The following is a 20868-nucleotide window of genomic DNA, read 5'->3' as shown; positions in this document are numbered from 1 at the left end:
CTTAATTTCCTAACTCAAGTTGGTTTTTTACCAGGTGGAAATAGGCTCCCTGCATTGCCGTCAGGCTTGCATGATCTCCCTGTTCAATAATTTCGCCTTTATCCAGAACTATTATGTTGTCCGCACCACTTACTGTACTAAGCCTGTGAGCCACGACAATGACCGTTCTGTTAACAAAAAACTCTTTAAGGTTATCCATTATCACTCTTTCATTGTTCGCATCTAAAGCATTAGTGGCCTCATCAAAAAAAATGTATGCCGGATCTTTGTATACAGCTCGGGCAATTAAAATACGCTGACGTTGTCCTTGACTTATTCCGTTCGCCTCAACACCAATTTTAGTTTTCAGACCTAATGGAAGAGAGCTTATATAATCCTGTATATTCGCAATTCTGATAGCATGATTCAATTTTGCCCGGTCTGGATAATCGTCCCCCACAGCAATGTTTTTTTCAATAGTGTCAGAAAAAATGAATCCTTCCTGCATCACAGTACCGCAGCTATTCCGCCAGGACTTATAACTTATATTAGCCAGATCTAGCCCGCCTACTTTGATAGATCCGGATTCAGGCATATAAAAACGAAGCAATAGTTTCAAAATCGTTGTTTTGCCACTGCCACTCATCCCAACAATTGCCGTAGTTTTTCCTTCAGGTACCGAAAAACTAATATTTTTTAAAACATTCAAATTTCCCGCTCCCGGGTATTTGAACGTTAGATCCGAAAATGTAATTGACTTATTATCCGGCAAAAAGTGATTCACCTCCAATTCAAGTGATTCTTCATCTTTTAACTGATGAATCTCGTTTAACCTTTCCATACTTATTTTTGCATCTTGAAATCCTTGAAGAAAGCTCAGTAAATGCTCGATGGGACTGTTAAGCTGTCCAATGATATACTGTACAGCAACCATTGCCCCCAACGTAAGATCACCATAAATTACCGCTTTTGCACTTAAAAATGTGATTATTAAATTTTTGCTTTCATTTATAAAAGCGGCCCCCCCCTGTTGATACTGGCTTAAAGACAGGCTTTTCACATTATATCTAAAATACTGTGCCTGAATATGTTCCCATTCCCATCGTTTTTGCTTCTCACAGTTGTTTAGCTTAATTTCCTGCATTCCATTTATAAGCTGCATTATACTGCTTTGGTTTCTTGCAGAAATATCAAAACTTTTAAAATTCAACTCTCGCCTCCGTTTCATAAAGATGCCAATCCAAGCCATATAGACGGAACTAAAAATTGCAAACACAAAAAATATTGTGAGATTGTAAGAAATCAATGCAATAGAAAATATTAGTAAATTAAAGAGCGAGAAGACCGTGCTCAAGGCAGAGCCCGTTAGAAAGTTCTCTATCTTTCTCTGATCAGTCATTCGCTGCATGATGTCGCCGGTAAGCTTAGTGTCGAAAAAACTGATTGGAAGTTTCATCAGCTTGATAAGGAAATCTGTTAAAATCGATACATTAATTCGAGTGCTTATATGAAGAAGAATCCACGAACGGATGAAGTCCACACTAACACGACCGATGACTAGCACGACTTGTGCAAGTAAAATGATATAAATGAAACTGATATTGGCGGTACTGATTCCTACATCCACAATTGACTGCGTTAAGTATGGTGTCAGCAACTGCAGCAAGCTGCCGATACACAGGCCAAATACTAACTGTATAATTAAACTTTTGTAAGTAAGAAGATATCGCCACAAGAACGACCATTTTATACCGGTCGCCTTGTCATCATCTTGGACATGAAATGATGGAGTCGGTAACAGCATCAGAACTATACCAAATTGTTCATCTCCAAGCCAGTTACGTGAAAACTCCTGTTTGGAGTACGTAATGATTCCTCTTGCAGGATCTGCAACCAGGTATTTATCGTCCTTTACCTCGAAAATAACAACAAAATGATTCTGTTTCCAATAAAGAATTGAGGGAAAATTCACTTCTTTTATTTGTTCAACTGTTCTTTTTACAGCTCTCGTTCTGAAACCGAGTTGCTCTGCAGCATCGCTGATACCAAATAAAGATACCCCATCTCGATTGATTTGAGTAAGCCCGCGGAGCTTTTGGATCGAAAAGTTTTTGCCGTAGAATTTAGCTACAATTTTGATACAGGTTGGTCCGCAATCCATGATATCAAGCTGTTTGAAAAATGGAAATTTCTTCATTTCATTAAATTAAATTTGATTGCATCAAGCTAAATCAGCATATCGATCATTTGCCGACCTTGGAAATTTTATAAATTACCTTCAAGTAAATATAACGGCTAAGGGTGTTAGTCTGAGTATTTTGAATCTGACCAGTACTGGTAATGAACCTGGTAACAGCGGCGTTTTGCCCAAGCAGGTCGTAAGCGTTCAACCCAATTGTAAGGTTGCGTTTATGCAATAAATATTGCTCAAGTCCTGCATTCCAGAGATAATATGTAATGTCGCTACCACCAGGCTGGCCACGGTATAAATTTTGAGCAACCTCGGAAAACAACCTGAAGTTTTTAGATATATTCAAACTAACATTTAAGCTATTATCAAAAGATAAGTACCGCTGATCTGCCAGTTTTGTATAAGAATTTTTAGCATTATTAAAAGTTGGGGCCAGACGGACTCCCAGCTGATAATATTTGTTATCATAATTGATCCCCATGATGATACTGCCGGAAATCCTTGACAAATCATTGATTTGGTCGTTGATTAAATTAACCGTGTGACTGTAATTAGAAGACACGCCGGCGTTAATTTTCAGGCCATTAATTTTGGGGGACAAGCCAAGATTAATACCACCACTGACAAGATAATTGCCCGTAACGTTAATAGGGAATGTCCTGGCTATACCATTTGTATCAACGCTGCTTGAAGTCGAAAATCCCCGCCAATATTGTGTGTAGAGCCCGTTGATAGTTAACAAGGTGTTTGTTGCCGAATTAAATGTATTGTAATTAAAATTGGCATTCAACGAACGTGAGGCCTGAAGGGACGGATTCCCTGACCGTATGTAAAGTGGATTAGAATTATTGAGAATCGGCTGCAAATCTGCTGCCGACGGCATTTGAACATCTGCTTTTAATGCTATGTATAGACTGGTACCTTTCTTTGGACGGAAAAGGCCGCTGATGTTTGGAACAAAGGCCCAAATCTCCCTGTCAACACCCTCACTGACAGAGTTTTGAATCTCACCCCGTAAGCCTAGTCTAGCGACAGCTAAATTGGCATTTAATGTAACTTCGTCAGAAACCTTATTTATTCCAGCAGTGGTCGTATATCGGTAGTTGGTACTGGTGATATTCCCACTAAAATTTGCATTGTAAATTTCGTAATTACCATTGAGCGGATTATAGTCTAGGGTGTATTGACTTGCCGTTTCCTTACGAAAATCTACTATCTGGCTCAAGGTGAGGTTAACCTTCCGTTTTTTACTCAATGGTTTGATGTAGGACAGCGTACTTGTAAAGAATCCACCATTATTCCCTTGGCTGGTCTGTTGTTGAACATTACCGCCCGTTGGGTTGCTCGCAGATACAGCGTTGATTAGTAAATCATTGGTATAATTAAGTTTATTGTCGGAATAGCTGCCATAGGTAAAGAAGTTGATCGACCCTTGACCATACCTTAATTTCTTGTTGATACCGATCTGGCCGCCGACACTAGGGCTAGTACTTGCTTGCTCCAGAAATTGCCTGATGTTATTGACGAAACTCAGATCCTCCCGAGTTGTTGTCGAAAGTAAAACACTGTTGCTTCTTTTTTGTCCATTGGTAAAAAATGGCTTGAACCGAAACGAAGTCAATGTATCTATTGTATAATCAAAATTTAAATTAATCCGATAGAGGTCGTTGGAATTTGAGCCTTGGTTGAGCTGGCTGGTTAATAAATTATTAGGAATATCGTTGATTTCGGTTTTCTGCGTGATATCATTCGAACTTAATAGTCCCATGACGCTGATATTAAATTTCAATTGCTTTCTTTTGCCGTATTGAGCAGAAAAATTTATACCACCATTATGGCTTTTCACAAGACCTCCGTCAAGACCTGAGAAAGCATTATTAACGTTAACCCTGCCTGAATTGCTTACACTGAAATTTAATGTGCCATTCCCAGATCCAAAGAAACTATAAGTACTCCCGTTTGTAAAATTGTTCAAATCTTCAAGTGAAAATCCCGTTTCATTGATATTATTACTTAAGGAAATAACAGATAACTGAGACCGTTCATTGAATTTGTTCAAATTAGCTTGCGCCAGATAACGGCTACCCGTGCCTGGTTGAGCTGCAATATTTCCAAACCATCCGTTCTTTTTATCATTTTTCAAGCTTAAGTTGATGACTTTTTCGCGTTGTCCGTCGTCGATGCCTGTATTCTTTGTCCGATCGGTCTTATCATCAATAACCTGTACTTTTGCGATAGCATCTGCAGGTAAATTTTTGATGGCAGCTTTCGGATCATTTCCAAAAAATTCTTTACCATCTACCAAAACTTTATTGACCGTTTTACCTTGTACGGTAATTTTACCATCTCTGCTTATATCTATACCGGGAAGCTTCTTCAAAAGAGCTTCTACATTATCGTTAACCTGTGTGACATATCCGAGTGCATTATAATCGGTTGTATCACCTTTAACAGCAATGTTTGTTCTAGCACCTTTAACAACAACCTCTCCGAGTGAAATCTGCTTAGGAATAAAGTTAATTACATGAAGTTCTTCAGCAACCTGCCCGTTTCGGACCATAATATCTTCATAGCGGGGAATGAATCCTTCGGCCTGATAAAAAAGGATATATTTTCCGTCCCTAATTCCCTTTAATGAAACATTACTTCGCTCAGTCCAGCGAAGCTGCTGGACGAAGGTTGAATCTTTTACATTTAAGAGTGAAACGGAGATTAATCTGTTATCTACAATCTCCTGGTTCTTTACATTGACTGCTTTGACAATCAATTCCTGAGAGAAGTTCTGGCTAAAGCCAGATGAGTAGCAAATAAGTAGCAATAAAAGTATTTGTAGTTGTTTTATCATAGACGTATACGAGGAGTAACATTTGCTAATTTAATTCAACCGATAAGAACTAAACAGTGCCCACAACCAACATTACACGAAAGGATAAGAATTTGCTGTGAAGCTATGATTTACTTACACGAATTAGCATTTGGAGCACCTATATTAATTAGAGACCTTGGTCACAAAATATAAAGCATATCTTCAATTGTGTAAACGTCAGGCAATTTGGCACCGTTTACGAAGAAAATAGGAGACTGCTCGCCAACATTCATAGATTGACACCAATTGACCATCTTATCTAAGTCAACGCCATACTGATCTAAACTGGCAGGTAAAATCCGGTTTTCGATGAACTCAACATAACTTCTGGTTGCTCCAGAATACCAGTCAGATAGTGTTTCCCTGACAACTATTGCATCACTGGTGCGGCCAACAGACATAAAAAACTTGATCAGATTAGCCGAATTGTCATCTGGTGTGTTGGGAATATTATAAATAATTTGAACTTGAACGTTGGGATTTTCAGTGATCAATCGTTCCACGACAGCATGAGACTGGATACAAGGCGAACAGTATGGATTACAAACTTTGACCAATTTTATCTTAGCATCTTTCTTTCCTACAGTAACCCCCAACATCTCATCTGGAATTATTTTAGGCTGTTGTTGCAGTAAAGTATTAAAAACATGAGCGTTATATTTAAGTCGATTTAAATTGACACTACTGTTTTGCTCATCCCTACTTAATCTGAACCTTGTAAGAAGAAGATGGACCATTGCAGCGACGGCAATGTAGATTAACAGTAATTCTCTTAGAGGGTTCCAAACATTCTCCCACGTAAATATACTGTCATGAAATTGTAAAGCACAACATGCCTGTACTATTAACAAGGCAACAATGCCAAGACACATTGTACACCACATCTTAATTCTAAAGAGCTGTACATATATTGAATAAAAAATAAAAGGAAACGTTAAACATGAAAGCAATAATAAACTTTTCAGCAAAGGCTGGTCGTTTATGCCCAGCAATAATATGCTGATCATCCCACCAAAAAAATAAATAAATCCAATTATACTCCAGGAAAAACCAAACACTTTTCCGGCTGATGATTTGACAACTGTTTGGCAGTTGACTTTACCGGAAGGATTACAAATCTTTTTCAAAAGAGAATCATCACCTTGAACCTCATCCGAAAGCAGCAAAGATGTTAAGATGCTGCCGGCAAGAAATGTCAGAAGAAAGAGGGCTGATATAATACTTTTTTGTTGCCAGTTAGCTACGAGTTGTAGAAAGCTAACTATGAGGTAGGCGGGAATGATGAAAATTGACAGATACCTTATTATCAACACCAGTGTCTCATGAACGGCGTTGCTGATGTAACTTTTCTCGGGTATATAATTTTTGTGATCCATTAGCAAACAGACTCCGGTCCATTGCTGTACAAATGTCACCAAGTCTGTCACGCGCCACCGTCTATTGATAGGCTCATAATATTCAAGCTTATCGTTGTCAATAGATTTAACGACACAAAAATAATTTAACTGAGCATCTCCGCGTATTTCCGCTATAAAAGGGTTTGGAAGAAGTGAAAGCTTCTCACTTTTTATCAATACACTTTTACTCTTGATACCAAATGAGTTGAATATATCAGTAAGACTTAATAAAGTTCCGTTATAAGGATGCTTTTGGAAGGATGAAAGAAGGGATGTCTTTGACACTCTTAAACGTGAGAGTTTGATAACCTCACAAGCAATGTCAAAACAATTTTGCTCCTTTCTAGCCGATTCAAGCGGATTTAATTTCATTTACATCAAATGCTGATAGCTGTGTCTGCCGGGCTAGCCATAGCAGTAGAAAAAGGGCTTTTTTCCGTCTCCCAAACAGCCGCATAGGGATCATAATTGCATTTTAAAGGCTTTCCCAGATGGGATGAATTATATTGTGTATACGCCCGACAGTCGGTACAGATATAACGGAATTCACAATCTTTGCAAATATTAATATCATCCTTTTTCACACTCCATAATTCTTTGAACTCCGGAACATCCAAAGCCATTGACAAAGTTACATCAAAGTGATGCCCAAAATCATTTTGCATAGATGGACAGTTTTTTATGAACCCACGTTTATCAATAGAAATTTTCCTGTTTAAACAATTGTTATAAAACTGGGATTCCATAAAAAGTGAAATATTCGATGCAAAGTTAAAATTAGAAATAGCGCCGCAGTGAGCTTCAGACTCTATGGGGTTGGTGATAAAAAATATATTATAATTTTCAGGATTCTCCTTGAACAATTCAGGATCTGGTGTGGAGTGAATAACTACCGACATTAACCGCTGATTTTTTTTCATCAGGTTCTGAAAGTAAGAGCGTGTATACTCCTCATGGTATGCTAAAATAAATTGTACACTTCTCAAACTACTCTCCGAGAGAGATTGTGTGATTGCTTCAATTTCCGCTGCATTTTTCGGAAAAAACGTTCTAATTTCCAGCGCATTGCATCTAAGATGATTTAATTCTGAGACAATCTTATTAAGAGAATGCTGAGAATGTTCGTCGAAATCAACAATCGCGTTAGTGACTACTGAAGATTCGTCCCAGGCAATCTCAACTTCCGGAAAATATTCCGGGTTGTCGGTAAAAAATATGTAATCCCGATCGAGTAAAAAATCAATGTAAGACTCTACTATCACTCTTTGATCTGGACTTAGCGTTGCTTTAAGTACTTCGAGGTCGGTACGGTTATAGTTCTTAAGAAATATATACATTGAATTAGGGATGAAATCATATTTATATCTGATAACATCGCAAATTATGCTTCTTGTATATCCTTTAACAGGAAAACAATTGGCACATAATACCATTTTACTCATTTTCAAAAGTTTTGTAAAGTTGGGAGACAGGCTTATAGAACCAATAACAAGGCAGTTTTTCCGTGTGGTGTTCCTTACTTTTATCAACCTTGACTAATCCTGGCGACAAGTCTTTGACATACAAAGCGGTTAAAGGGATGTTCCTTTTTTTTTCATCCGATAAAGAGCGCATGAAAACGCCCAAAATCTCTTGATCAGTTTCGCCCATTTTGAGATAGATTTATTAAATGTTCAGCCACTTTCTTTTCAAGCCTATAATTACATGGAGTCGACACCATACTAAATTGCCCAACCGGATTGACTTCCAAAAAAACAAATTCGCCTGTTTTTGAATAAATAAGATCGATCGATCCCGTTTGCAAACCAGTTAATTTCATAAAATTTTTGATTTGTATTTCTGTCTCGGCTGGAAGTTTGAAAGGAATATTTCTGTTCGGATTCTGGTGATTGTAACGACGAAAATCAACCTCAGTTCTTTCATCTTTTGATGAAAAAATCGCCATACTGTAAATTTCTTCTCCCAATACGAAAGCCCTAATCTCGAACTCCTTATCAACCGATTGCTGAAACAGCGTTGGAAAGAAACTTTCTGGGAGTGCCTCAATATCACTATCAGTTAACAGATGTGTGTAAGTTGCAGCCGATGAAATGAAATGAAAAAAACCTATATCAGCGATATTTTTACAAATAATGCCTTTATATTGAGTCTTGAAGGCTTGCAATTCCACTTTTGAATCTGTAATCAATGTAGCCGGAACCGATAAGCCAACTTTTGCGGCAACTAACAACTGATGAGCTTTACTAGGATCTTTTCCAGCGTAAAACCTATTACCAAGGGTTGGTTTATCCTTGATAAACTCAAAAAAGTAGTGGCTTAACCCTCTAAATTCTCCATCAATGTGCTCATTAATGTCGTCTGCTAATACTTTAAGCACTGAGCTGGCTTTATCACCTTCTAATGGACTGCTGTTCGATCGCTCTATCACATCACCCAGAAGTGCTTCTTCTTCACTTTCAAAGCGCACCTTTGTAAATTCGTAATGAGTAATCCACCGTCTAATCCAGACGGCACTAATATCTTGTAGGTTGATTTTGCCGGAATGCATTTGCATATCCTCCGCACCACCACCAAGCCTGATTCCAAAGCCTAAGTTCTTAATTAGGTCAACACCATTTAACCGACGGCATGGCACACCAAGGCATTTCAACCAATCATAAACATAGTCGGTTGGGGCATCAATATAACTCTGACTAATAATAAGGATCATCCTGCAGCATAATTTAGCAGGAAAGGTTTCCCTTTCCTGCTTTTAAGGTTAGTCTTTTGTACAGCCGTCTGTACAGTCAGCGGTCAGCGAATCACCGTCATCCGATAAGTGACCTGAAGCAGTGTCTGAACAACCTGTACATCCTGATACAGTGTAAGCAGGGTTTACACCACCTTTGATGCGCAACAGGTCTTCTCTTGTTAACGGCTGCTCATCGAAATTTAAATTGAAAAATTCCATAAAAAAAAGTAAGTAATGGTTTAAAGATTCCCTCCATAAATTTGCCTGGGGAGAGTTATCCAGGAACACTATATTGAATTAAAAATGTTCATAACTGCCTCATCAATCAAATTGTTGATATTCTAAAATATAGTTTTATTGAAGCGGTGAAAAATTGATTACATCAAACACTGCTCTACTTTGACGAAATCACTAATTGCGTGATTATTGTGTTTATAAATCACAGATATAATGAGAAATCTTAATATTTTCTTAGAATGATTGCTACAAAAGGTCAATATTTATTAACTATTAGAAGTTGTTCAAGTAATTTTAACGCATTTTCTAAATTGACCGTCAAATTGTGGTTGAGTACACCGTGTCTAATATCTCCACATCGCCGACCGGCAAAAAAAACAGGTATCGTTTAATTAAGTAGGTAGCCAGGAGAGTCACGACGCTACCTGAAAAAAAACGGTAATGTAACTAATGGCTCTTGCTGTTCCATAACAGGATTTCCAAACTTGAGTTACGTTATTTTCGCTATTGTAATAACCTGAACTGTGACGATAAGCTTTGGATAAAGAGCTGAATTTTACCGGTTCAAATAAGATATATTCAATAAACCCGATAATTAAACCAACCGCCATTAATTAAATCTATATCCCCTCCTAAAAACCGAACTGCTTAAAGGGCGAAAAGTCTTAACGTTAAACAGCCAACGACAAAGAACCCTATTATTATCGAAGCGCAGATTATTAAGGCCATCAAAGAATACGAAGGCGGCCGTGAGCTGAACGATGTATGTCGGGAACTCGGCATTCACAAGCGCGGCTTTTTACAACTGGCGTAAATTATATGCCGGCATGACAGCCAAGAACTAGAGCAGCTGAAGGAGCTAGAAGAGGAGAGCCGGAAGCCAAAGCATATGTATGCGGACCTGGCGCTAGATCACAGCCTGTTAAAGGACGTAATACGGAAAAAATTCTGAAGCCCTGCCAGCGCAAGAACATGGTTGCTCATTTAACGGAATATCTCTGGGTAAACATAAGCAGGACTTGCAGGATAGTAAAACTGACCAAATCCGTGTTTTGTTATAAGATTGTTCGTGATGATTCAGAGACCATCAATAAGTTAATGGAGCTTTCTGAGAAACACCCGACTGAGGACCAAGATTTATATTACAGCCGCATACGACAGTAAGGGTTTAAATTGAATTTATTATGCCACCTCAACACTGGCAAGGATTCAGTATCAATTGATGCTTTGACCATTTATAACCTGTTCGCACTTTTGCACGTCATTTTATACTTTATAAAAAATATTTAAGATAATAAGACTAGACGTGCTAACCATCAAGATGTCAATATTGTATTATTCTGAGACCATTAGAAGGAAAAGCGGATGTTCAGTAATAGATTACAAAGCCAGGTAAATTTATTTTTTTTAAAATCAAACATATCCTGAAGCTACATTCTTATACATTTCAATTTAGTCAAAGTGAAAAGAAATAATGAATCGCATAGGATTCACTTATTTTAGAGATTAGCGAATCGGGACAACACGTCAGGCTAAAAGCTCCCGGCTTTCCAATGAAGTTATCGGTGACAAAAATTCACTTAAGGCTATATGCCGGTATCTTTTAACTTATATTCCTGATAGGCTGAACTAAACACTCTGGACCTGTCGTATTTAAAACATTATTTATTTATCGTCAGGAGGATATACACAGCTTTTCAAAGTGTTAGTGAGATTGTTAATGACGGATTTTAAAATAAGCCCTTCTTTGGAGATGAAAAAATAGCGTTACCGATTAGCTAAGGTCTGATGTCTCTTCTGCCGAATAACTGTCGTGGTTTTCAAACAAATTAAAAACCGGCTAACTACATTCGTAGTCCATATCGATATAGACTCCTCCCATCTCGTAAACAATCAGGTATTTCGACACATCTATTTTTTGTATACTTAACTGTAAGAGCATAAAAATTCCGCCAGATAATTATATGTATTGTTGAGGAGTTGAATAATGGCTTCATCGTCCCAAAGAATAGATTGGCAATCAGAATGATTTTTGAACTAAATTTCTTTTAATTCCAAGTAGTACTCCGAAATTGCTGGATCACTTTCTGTTAGCCAGATTTGATGTATGACTTTGTCATTCATAACAACGAATTGTAGAAATTGGATTCCTCCGGATGATATGGATCATAACTACACTTTAAAGGCTTAGCAAAAGGATCTGCTACATAAGCCCGGCAGTCTGTGCATATGTATCTGAATTCACAGTCCTTACACACTTCGATAAGATCCTTTTTTATGGTCCAGGTTTTCTTAAATTCCGCTTGCTGAACAATATCACACAGATTTACGGAGTTAATGTTACCGAACGATACCGCGAGGGAAGGGCAATTTTTCACTTCCCCTCTTTTATCAACAGACACCTTCCTGTTCAGGCAGCTGTTGAAGTGCAATGATTCGGTAAATGATGTTATATTTACTGAAAAGTTGAATTCACTTATGACTCCACAGTGGGTTTCATCAGATAATTCATCTGTTGTATAAAAAACTGAATTTTCCAGTTCAGACAATACGTTGTAAGGGCAGTTATGAATCAAAATATGCGTTAAGACAGAATTAGCTGACAACAATTCTTTTAAATTAATATCGTTCAGTATTGCATCATATTTGATGACAAGGCTTACATATCTTAAAGAAGAATTCTTGGTCTGCTCGATTAACTGTTTAATAAAAGAAATGGGATACACATCGAAAAATCTTAACTCAAGTGCTTGGCAGCGTAGAACTGTAAGTTGATCAATAATTTTCTTAAAATCATGATTTGAGGCTAAGTCGAAGTCTATAATAGCATTGGTTATCATGCTTGGGGAGTCCCACTCCAGGTTCAGCGGAGGAAAGTTTTCAGGATGGTCCGAAAAAAAAACATACTCTTTGTCAACTAAATAATTGACATAGTCATCTATTATCATTTGATCTTCTTTGGAAAAATCTTTCTTAATCTCCTCCAGTGTTTTACCACTGTAATAGGTGAGGAACTCACACATCGAACTTGGTATAATTTCATAGGTAGTTCTCTGCAGATCGCAAATAATACTTCTTGTTGCTCCTCTTACTGGAATACAGTTAGCAAACAATGTCATTTTACTCATGTGCTAATTTTTGATGACTTTTCTTGGCGTAGAATATTTTGATGACCAATCAGCAGGCTGATGGATTTATAGAAAGGAACTACATTAAATTCACCAGCGTTGTAAAAGGTGTTTTCTCCGGTTGGTTCTTTAATGCTATCAACATTGGAAATTGGTGTTAAAAATTTCAGCAACAAAGGCTCTTTAATTTTTGATTTTGTTTCCATACAATTAACTAATCTATTTTTCTTGTTTAAGGATAAGGCTACGGGCTAATTTTCTTTCCAAATAATAATTGCAAGGAAATGACACCATTGAAAACTGCCCAACAGCATTTACTTCCAAAAATATATGATCACCAGATTTATTAACCAATATATCAATAGAACCACTTATTAAATTTAAGCTTTTCATAAGATTTCTAATTTTGGCTTCGACATCATCAGGTAATTTATAGGGGACGTTTCGGTTAGGTTTTTCGAAATTATAATTTCTAAAGTCCACAGAAGTTTTTTCATCCCTTGCTGAAAAAATTGCCATCGAATGACATTCCTCCATATAAAAAAACGTTCTGATCTCATACTCTTTAATTACTGCTTCTTGGAATAGAGACGGAAAGAACGTATCGGGAACTTCTGATAGGCTTTCTGATACTTTAGAAGTGTAAGTAACGTAAGTGCCTTCGGTCGAACTAATAGCGGTGCCATTCTTGATAGGTTTGATAATTAAATTTTCAATATGATTTTCTTGCATAAATACCTGCAAATCTCTTTTGTTGTTAGTGACAATAGTTTTAGGTATCAGTAATCCAACCGATCGCGCAACTTCTAATTGTTTCATTTTGATTGGGTAATCTTGAATGTATTCTGGCGTATCGTCCCATTTCTGTTTATTCATGGCGAAAAACAGCGCGCGTGTAAGTCCATCAAATTCTGATTTAACAAGAGAGATTACGTCTTCATGAAGCATTTTTTCATTTACCGGTATGTGCGCTTCTAAACTTCTTGATCTATTCCAGCGCCTGTACCATAAAACATCCGCAGATTCTAAACCTGATTCTGTCTGTAGGCTGACACTCTTATCGTTGGTCAATTTTATGCAAAAGTTAGAATCTCCGAGTAGGTCAATACCATTTGTGCGCTGGCATTCGTGTCCATAATAATGTATCCAATCCATTATCAGTTCGGAGGTAAATTCACTGTTATGATGACTTAAAATTACTATCATAAATTCCTATAAATTACATCAATTCTATAGTAAACAAATGGTTACAGGCCTGCCTTAATAGGTACATGTTAACTATTATTTGTCTGTTAGCTTTCCGCTAAGCGTATTTATATTTTTTTTGTCTACAGCGCAATCAAACTTCCGAATATAATGAGCTTCGCTGCTTCTAATTCTAGGTAAATCTCCTATTGTCATCGTTTTCGGCCTGCCTGTATTGTCTGACTAATCGATGTATCTCAAATTATTATCGGCCACGTTATCACAGAACTTTAAATTCATTGCAGTCGTTTTAGTAGTTAACTCATCTGTGATCAACGTATATTTGAAACACATTAGCTCTTCTGGATGCTCAGTAATGTGTACTATAATAAATTGAGCGCAATTAGCTGTAATGGTGAATCACATTGATCCGCCATAAGGTACGAGATTTTTTGGTAGCGTTCGCTTGAAATTTCACTTTCGTTGATCTTCAACGAAGTTCTGGTTAACTTGTATGCCCAATGTATTAATTGTGCAGCATTGATTAAATCGATTCTCCCTAAGGATCGTGAGGAGTAATATAGAAGCCTAAAAATTGCTTGCCTTTGAGTGAATAGACGTAGTCAAATTTTTGGAGATAAAGGGCTCCTTGCAAAAGATTTAAGACGGCCATTAACAATTGAATCCGCCCCAGTTCACATATCCCTGTGGATCAAATGGTATACGTTGGATCCTCGTGGTATTTGATTATTGAACTCATAAAAGTCAATGTAAATTTTAGCATCAATGTAAATCAAAAAACTTACCTGTGAATCATTGAGTGTATCAATCGTATAAATCACGTAGCCAAGATTTTTATGTGCAATTTAAGTAAGGAATTTATATAATAGAATAAATTTGATGCACTTAATTCACAATTTGTTGAGGAACTTTGATCTTAAAGTAATAACTCTAATTCCATCTTACGCTTTATAATATACCACTTGAGGTGGTCGAGCATGAAGCTAATTTAAACGGCATTACCGAATTTGAAGCTTTTTTACTATGCTCATTAATATTTCGGATCGTCAATAATGTCATAAAATGGCTATATAGAAGATCACTAATCAGACTTTGGCCTGTTAAAAATTGCATTGAAGAGGGCTTGCAGCAGATTCTGATTTTGAACAATGATATACGCTCTGCATTTCAATCCGCTTTTTAGCCAAGCACCTTGCGAGAAATTTCTATGACCTTTAGGTAAGCTGACAAACACATCAAATTTCCCTTGATCCATCACTTCTGAGATATTATTTATACTGCCGTTTGAAATGCTTTTATCAGCGCCCGATGATGTCTTGACTCTGACTTGAACTGCCTGTCCGATATGGACCCTTCCTAGTTGATTTTGATCCAAAGCAAGCCTCAGATAATATGCTGAGCGAGGAACGATATGAGCGACGGTGGTGCTTTCCTGAAAACTCAAGATAGATTTCAGGGTAGCAACATCCCAGTATAATCTCCCATCAGAAGAAGATCGGAGGGTATATTCGTCAATCCAAGAACTTACAGCCACCATCAATTGATGAGTGTTCCTACCGCTAATTCCCGTCGGCTTGCTGAACATATTATCAAACAATGCCTGAATCTTACCCAAACAGTTAAAATTCATTTTAGTTGCCTCCAGAATAGGCATTAACTCATTTGGTTTCCGTCTGCTCCTTAATAATTTTTCTAATTTCAATACTTGTGTGTAATCGCCTTGTCCAGGTACCACTGCTAAGATCTCGCCTTTCGTTACAAACGCCGAGTTTCTAACCATTAAATGGTAAGTATCACGGTGTCCTGCTATTACAGGTGATGGTAAATTCGTTGCAACTATGACAGCATTTGATACGATATAGTTAGGAAAGCGAATAAATGAGGCGCCTAGAAACAGTATCCCGATAATAGCAACGACAATTAACAGCGCCCAGTCATTAGTAAAATTCCTTTTCTGTGATAAAATATCCTGAGTCAGGATAGAGCGGCGATACTTATCTGATTTCGCTTTCTCTTTGTTTATAATCCCGAGCATTTCTGAAGATAGAACTTTATTCTCTTGTTTATCCATCTAATTCAAATTGATTTCTTACAAGTTCATAGTACATCCCTCTAGATTCGGTTAAAGTTATGTGATTACCCTGTTCTACAATTCTACCTTCATGTAAGAATATTATTTTATCTGCATTTTTTATGGTGCTAAGCCGGTGCGCAACAATAATGACCGTTCGGTTTGAGAACACAGATTTTAAATTCTCAGATATAAGTTTTTCATTATTGGCATCCAATGCATTCGTTGCTTCATCGAAAAACAAATATAGGGGATCCTTATACAGCGCTCTTGCGATGAGTAAACGTTGCCGTTGCCCTTGACTTATACCTACTCCATCTGTTCCGAGAAGAGTGTAAAACCCGTTAGGCAACGTTTCAACGAATGAGTAAATATTTGCTGCTTTTGCACAGGAAACTAGCTTGTCATGATCTATCGTTTCGGAGCCAATTGCAATATTTTTAGCGATAGAGTCATTGAAAATATAACCGTCCTGAAGCACAGCTCCGCATTGTTGCCGCCAAAAAGTTGGATTTATATCCTTTAAATGAGTATTTCCTATCTTTACATCACCTTCATAATAATCGTAAAACTTCATTAAAAGTTTAATAAGTGTAGTTTTTCCACTTCCGCTCATGCCGACGATCGCTGTAACTTTACCAGCCTCAATTTCTACAGATATATCCTCCAGGGCAAATCTCAATCCAGATCCTGGATGCTTAAAGCATAGTCTCTCTAAAACAATCGTTTTATTTTCTGGAAGTTGGCTTATATAGTCAATTTCCGGATTTTGCTCATCTTGTAGCTGATGCACCTCATTAATACGTTCCAAACTGATCTTAGCATCCTGAGTCGCCTGAATGAATTTAACAACGTGTTCAACCGGATTGCTTAGTTGTCCGACTATATATTGAATAGCTACCAAGGAACCTAAAGTTAAATTTCCTTGAATTACAAGTTTTGCTGCCAAAAAGGTAATAAAAAGATCTCTACCTTGATTTATGAACAGTGATCCGGTTTCTTGGATTTGACTGTATGTTAATGATTTGAGATTTAATTTAAAAATTTTTGCTTGTAGATTTTCCCAGTCCCATCGTTTCAACTGTTCAGCATTATTGAGTCTAATCTCCTGCATCCCCTGAACAAATTGCAGTGTAGCATTATTTTCTTTTGAATAAATATGGAAAGATTTGTAGTTAAGTTTACGGCGTATGCCCAGAAAGAATGCTATCCAGATTACATATAGTGCGCTTCCGCAAAAGAAAACGATATATAATATTTTGTCGAAGGATAACAACACGAAGGATAAAGTTACAAGGCTGATAATCGAAAATAGGGTTCCCAACGAGGAACCTGTTAAGTAATCCTGGATTTTTTTATGATCGTTTATTCTCTGTAAAGTGTCCCCCGTGTGATGCAAATCAAAATAAGAAACAGGAAGTGCCGTCAGCTTGATCCAGAAATCTGAAAGAATAGATATGTTAATTATATTTGAGATTTTAAATAGGATTCTACTTCTGATGAAGTCTAGTGCTGTTTTTCCGGAAATCAGGGCCAGTTGCGCCAGCAGGACGACAATAATTAAGTTTGTATCATTCGCATTTATTCCGACGTCAATAACGGCTCTAGTAAAAAATGGTATCAGCAGTTGCAAACCGGCAGTTACCGCGAGAGCAATTACTATCTGACAAATTGCCCACTTGCTATTCGATAAGTATTTTAGAATCACCCGCCAATTGAGACTACGCTCTTTGTCGTCGGGTTCTTTATAGAATGCTGCGGTAGGTGTCATTATTAATGCTACACCGCATTTTTTATCTTCCTCCTGGTTTTCACCAAAAGTCCACAGATCCAGAAACTCCTTTTTACTTAGTTGGATGATCCCCTTGCTTGGATCGGCGATTTTAATTACCCAACTGCCTCTGCGCCTTACAACTGAGATAAGTACCACGAAGTGATTTTGATTCCAGTGCAGAATTGACGGGAGATTTATCGCAATTAGCTGCTGAAAATTCAGCATGACTCCGCGTGTTTTAAAACCAATTTGTTCTGCAGCCTCGCTTAGACCAAGAACTGAAGTGCCCTCTTTATTGAATCCGGCAAGACTTCTTAGCGTATCAGTATTAAAGTGTTTCCCATAGTGTTTGATTATCATCTTTAAACAAACCGGACCACAATCCATAGAGTTGAGTTGCCTGTAAAACGCAAAAGCCATTGACGTGTATATTGTTAATAATAAAATTCCAAACTGCTACATTGATTACTTATTGCAACTTTTCAATGACTCTATAATAGCCGCATAGATACTCTTTTTTGCTAAGCTGGAGAGCTAGTTGACGATGAATTAGTTCGACGATGAGTGAATGCATATTAGACTTCTGACCATCGTTCAAGCTCCCTGAAAACTTATTTGCCGTAACAGTTCTCTCAAATTGATTACGACCTATCTTTTGCCAATTTTTTTCCAACGACCCTTTGCCATTAGATAGATCATCGACTATTTCCTCTAATGCTTGCTTTTTGAAAACTTCCTCGTAAGCAGAACCTGAATGGGAGGAAACTTGATACTTGCTTTTCATGTACACAGCGCGATTTATCCAGAACATAGTTATCGAAGCAAAATACAAAAGCACCGCAAATGTTAAAAATACGTCACTATAACCTAATGATCACCAATATCTTTCAAAATGAATTCAGTAAATTGAACTTGAAAATTCAAGTAGCTTTGAGATTTTAATTTGTTCATATTCAAAATAAAAACTCTGCTCAAAAGACCAGAACATATATAATTGCTTGCTAGCGGCAAAAATACTATTTTGGCTGGCTCAATTGCACAAATAGACAAGGCAAGCTCATCAGTACCTGAAATTGGTTATAAACAAAATATTTTGTAAAAAAATTATCGGATGCCTGAGCCATTTTCCTGTTGCTGGAAGGGTCAGTACAAAGGCTTATTTATTATCGCCTTTGTTGAAACTCAGCGCTAATAAATAAGCCTTTGTACGTTCCAAGCGACTGGCTAAAAAAAAGGCAAAATTCCCTCTTCAATTAAATTACTCCAATATCGTTGTGGGCAAAAATAAGAAATTGACAAATGAGTAAGTTCTTCTAGCTTCATTTCAGGAGATTATATTGAAATCAACCGCTTGTAATTGAAATTTTTTAATACAAATCGTATCCGAATCCATATCGGTTGATAATAATTTTTTGTCTTTTTTATCTCTAAGGAATAAATGACTGTTGATGTAAACGTAATTAAAAGAAGCTATTTGAGTCTTGAGGCCACTCCGCATTTTAAAGAAAGTCCACCATTCCTCAAACTTTCAGTAGATTTAGCTTTAAACGAGAATGAATGGTGAACCTAATTGCTGTCGACAAGTAAATGCAGTCTTTCATAATCATCATGCCATTTTCCTTTTCAGAGTGCGATCCAGCTTTGAAAAAGGAACAATTCATTTCAAGATAAGCACAACTATGATCATGTGCGTTTTTGACAGTATGATCAATAATTTATCCGTTTTCGAAAAAATTGTCTTTATATAAAATCAGAATATTAAAGGTTCTGGAATCGATATGGTTAAGGTATATGTTTTTAACGCATTCCGTTATCTTATCAGACGAATGTCTATTCCCGTCAGAGTGATAAATAAAACTCTAAGTGTTTAGGCTCCATAATCTGTAGGCGCTATACCAACCAGCATAAGGCGATAGAATAAATCAATATCTTCAAATCCATTTATGTTTATCCTTTCTTCAAATCCCTTGATGCGTATAAAGCCAGCTTTGATAATGCACGCTTCACCCGGGATCACAGAATCATTTTCACTAGCGTTAACATCCAAGGGAGTTGAAACAAATTGGCGTCATAAACAAAGCGCTCTATGGTAAATTTGATAAGCTCCGACTCTAAAAAGTAATCCGCATTTAAATTACAGACGATATCGCTTCCACTTCGCCTGAATGCTATTTTTCTTGAATGACTATAAATGAACTTTTTCGGCTCGAAAGTTTCACAGTAAACCAGTCTTCCACTTTTAACGGCATCGGCGAAATTGCTTCTTACCAAAGGTTCCATTTCATTTTGAGCATTACAACCCAGCAATTTTTTCGTAGCTAAGATTACTTTTGACCTCATTTATTGTATTTTATAGCATACAACGTGAATGTTCCAAGCGGTTCGCAGGAACAATGCAAATTGAGATTTGAATCCGGCCGATGAGAGTTGTATTAAGAATAGTATATGAAAAAAAATTAAAAGGTTACTTTTCAGGCAACCTTTTAATTTGAAAATCAATCTTGGGTTGCATCAGTCGCATCATAATACACACCGTCAGTCATCACTACTTCGGTGACCGTATGGGTATACCCACCAGTGGCGTAACCACCAGTGAATTTGATCATATCTTCCCTTCTTAACGTTTTTGGTTGTGATTCCTCACCTTTTTTCAACAGGCTTGTTAGCTTTAATTTCATAATAAGTTTAGTAGCATCCCGCTAATCCATAGTGGATTAGCCTCGGCATGCCCTAAGATAGTACTGCTTTTCTAAAAAAACAACAAAGTGTAGATAAATAATACATCTAGTTAAATTACACCGAAATAGTACAAAAACCTATTTAAAAAAAGTATATTGTTTGGTAGCTGATCAAGAGTTTCAGTATCATCATTGACATATTTATAGTAACAGATGGATTGGGATAACTTTATCAGCTTAAAGGACCTGCTAATCTTTAGCTGAAAAAAATCTGTTTGGTAACTGAACTACCTTCCTGAGCTAACAGGACTTTAATACCTTTTTTTGGTAAACTCTTTTTTTACACGCTGTGCTATAAGGCCAGCTCCTCATACTTAAGCTTCAGCTTATACTCCCAACTCTTTAAGTTGATTCATTTCTTAGCTGTCCGTGCCCGCTCAGTAATTAAGGGCCTCATTTACGCACATCCGGTTCCAAGCATAAATTGTTTGGCTCTCGACCTGTATCAAAGGATAGAATGGCCTAAGGGTCTGCGGTTTAATAATAACAGGTGGGCGATAGTCTGACCGTTTCAAGTTAAGGCTTTTCGTCCTCTTCAGCAGCTGATTTT

At 37.2% G+C, this 20868-nt stretch carries 13 protein-coding genes; all 13 read right to left on the bottom strand.

Translation table 11 applies throughout. The features are described 5' to 3' along the window. Position 1: 1 nt before the first annotated feature. Positions 2–2176 (bottom strand): peptidase domain-containing ABC transporter, encoded by a 2175-nt coding sequence (locus AAGR14_RS04070; RefSeq protein ID WP_342647326.1) that lies wholly within the window; start codon positions 2174–2176, stop codon positions 2–4. A 46-nt stretch (positions 2177–2222) separates the two neighbouring features. Further along, positions 2223–5015: an outer membrane beta-barrel protein gene (locus AAGR14_RS04065; RefSeq protein ID WP_342647325.1), complete on the bottom strand. Its 2793-nt coding sequence runs from the start codon at positions 5013–5015 to the stop codon at positions 2223–2225. A gap of 161 nt (positions 5016–5176) precedes the next feature. Continuing rightward, on the bottom strand, positions 5177–6805 hold the full coding sequence (locus AAGR14_RS04060; protein WP_342647324.1) for a vitamin K epoxide reductase family protein: 1629 nt from the start codon (positions 6803–6805) through the stop codon (positions 5177–5179). A gap of 5 nt (positions 6806–6810) precedes the next feature. Beyond that, complete coding sequence (gene gwsS, locus AAGR14_RS04055) at positions 6811–7875, bottom strand: grasp-with-spasm system SPASM domain peptide maturase (RefSeq protein WP_342647323.1); 1065 nt, start codon at positions 7873–7875, stop codon at positions 6811–6813. Then, on the bottom strand, positions 7868–8083 hold the full coding sequence (locus tag AAGR14_RS04050; RefSeq protein ID WP_342647322.1) for a hypothetical protein: 216 nt from the start codon (positions 8081–8083) through the stop codon (positions 7868–7870). Before AAGR14_RS04050 ends, gwsS (AAGR14_RS04055) begins: the two co-directional genes overlap by 8 nt. Next, on the bottom strand, positions 8070–9143 hold the full coding sequence (gene gwsG / locus AAGR14_RS04045; RefSeq protein WP_342647321.1) for a grasp-with-spasm system ATP-grasp peptide maturase: 1074 nt from the start codon (positions 9141–9143) through the stop codon (positions 8070–8072). The genes AAGR14_RS04050 and gwsG (AAGR14_RS04045) overlap by 14 nt, the downstream gene beginning before the upstream one ends. A gap of 48 nt (positions 9144–9191) precedes the next feature. Further along, complete coding sequence (locus AAGR14_RS04040; RefSeq protein ID WP_342647320.1) at positions 9192–9383, bottom strand: hypothetical protein; 192 nt, start codon at positions 9381–9383, stop codon at positions 9192–9194. 2138 nt (positions 9384–11521) lie between these two features. Next, positions 11522–12529 (bottom strand): grasp-with-spasm system SPASM domain peptide maturase, encoded by a 1008-nt coding sequence (gwsS, locus tag AAGR14_RS04035; protein WP_342647319.1) that lies wholly within the window; start codon positions 12527–12529, stop codon positions 11522–11524. After that, entirely contained in the window at positions 12526–12735 is a 210-nt protein-coding gene (locus AAGR14_RS04030) for a hypothetical protein (protein ID WP_342647318.1), read from the bottom strand. The genes gwsS (AAGR14_RS04035) and AAGR14_RS04030 overlap by 4 nt, the downstream gene beginning before the upstream one ends. Positions 12736–12748: 13 nt before the next feature. Next, the gene (gene gwsG, locus AAGR14_RS04025; RefSeq protein WP_342647317.1) at positions 12749–13684 is read right to left on the bottom strand and encodes a grasp-with-spasm system ATP-grasp peptide maturase; all 936 of its coding nucleotides are present in this window, start codon (positions 13682–13684) and stop codon (positions 12749–12751) included. Between the two features lie 1132 nt (positions 13685–14816). Beyond that, positions 14817–15806 carry an HlyD family secretion protein gene (locus tag AAGR14_RS04020; protein ID WP_342647316.1) on the bottom strand — a complete coding sequence of 330 codons (990 nt, stop codon included), beginning with the start codon at positions 15804–15806 and terminating at the stop codon, positions 14817–14819. Continuing rightward, positions 15799–18000 carry a peptidase domain-containing ABC transporter gene (locus AAGR14_RS04015; protein WP_342647315.1) on the bottom strand — a complete coding sequence of 734 codons (2202 nt, stop codon included), beginning with the start codon at positions 17998–18000 and terminating at the stop codon, positions 15799–15801. Before AAGR14_RS04015 ends, AAGR14_RS04020 begins: the two co-directional genes overlap by 8 nt. A gap of 49 nt (positions 18001–18049) precedes the next feature. Beyond that, positions 18050–18364, bottom strand: a complete 315-nt coding sequence (locus AAGR14_RS04010) for a hypothetical protein (protein WP_342647314.1) — start codon at positions 18362–18364, stop codon at positions 18050–18052. Positions 18365–20868: the final 2504 nt, after the last annotated feature.

It is taken from the genome of Mucilaginibacter sp. CSA2-8R, assembly GCF_038806765.1.
Lineage (GTDB): Bacteria > Bacteroidota > Bacteroidia > Sphingobacteriales > Sphingobacteriaceae > Mucilaginibacter.
The sequence above is the reverse complement of the archived record's forward strand: the minus strand, read 5'-3'. Positions and strand labels throughout refer to the sequence as shown.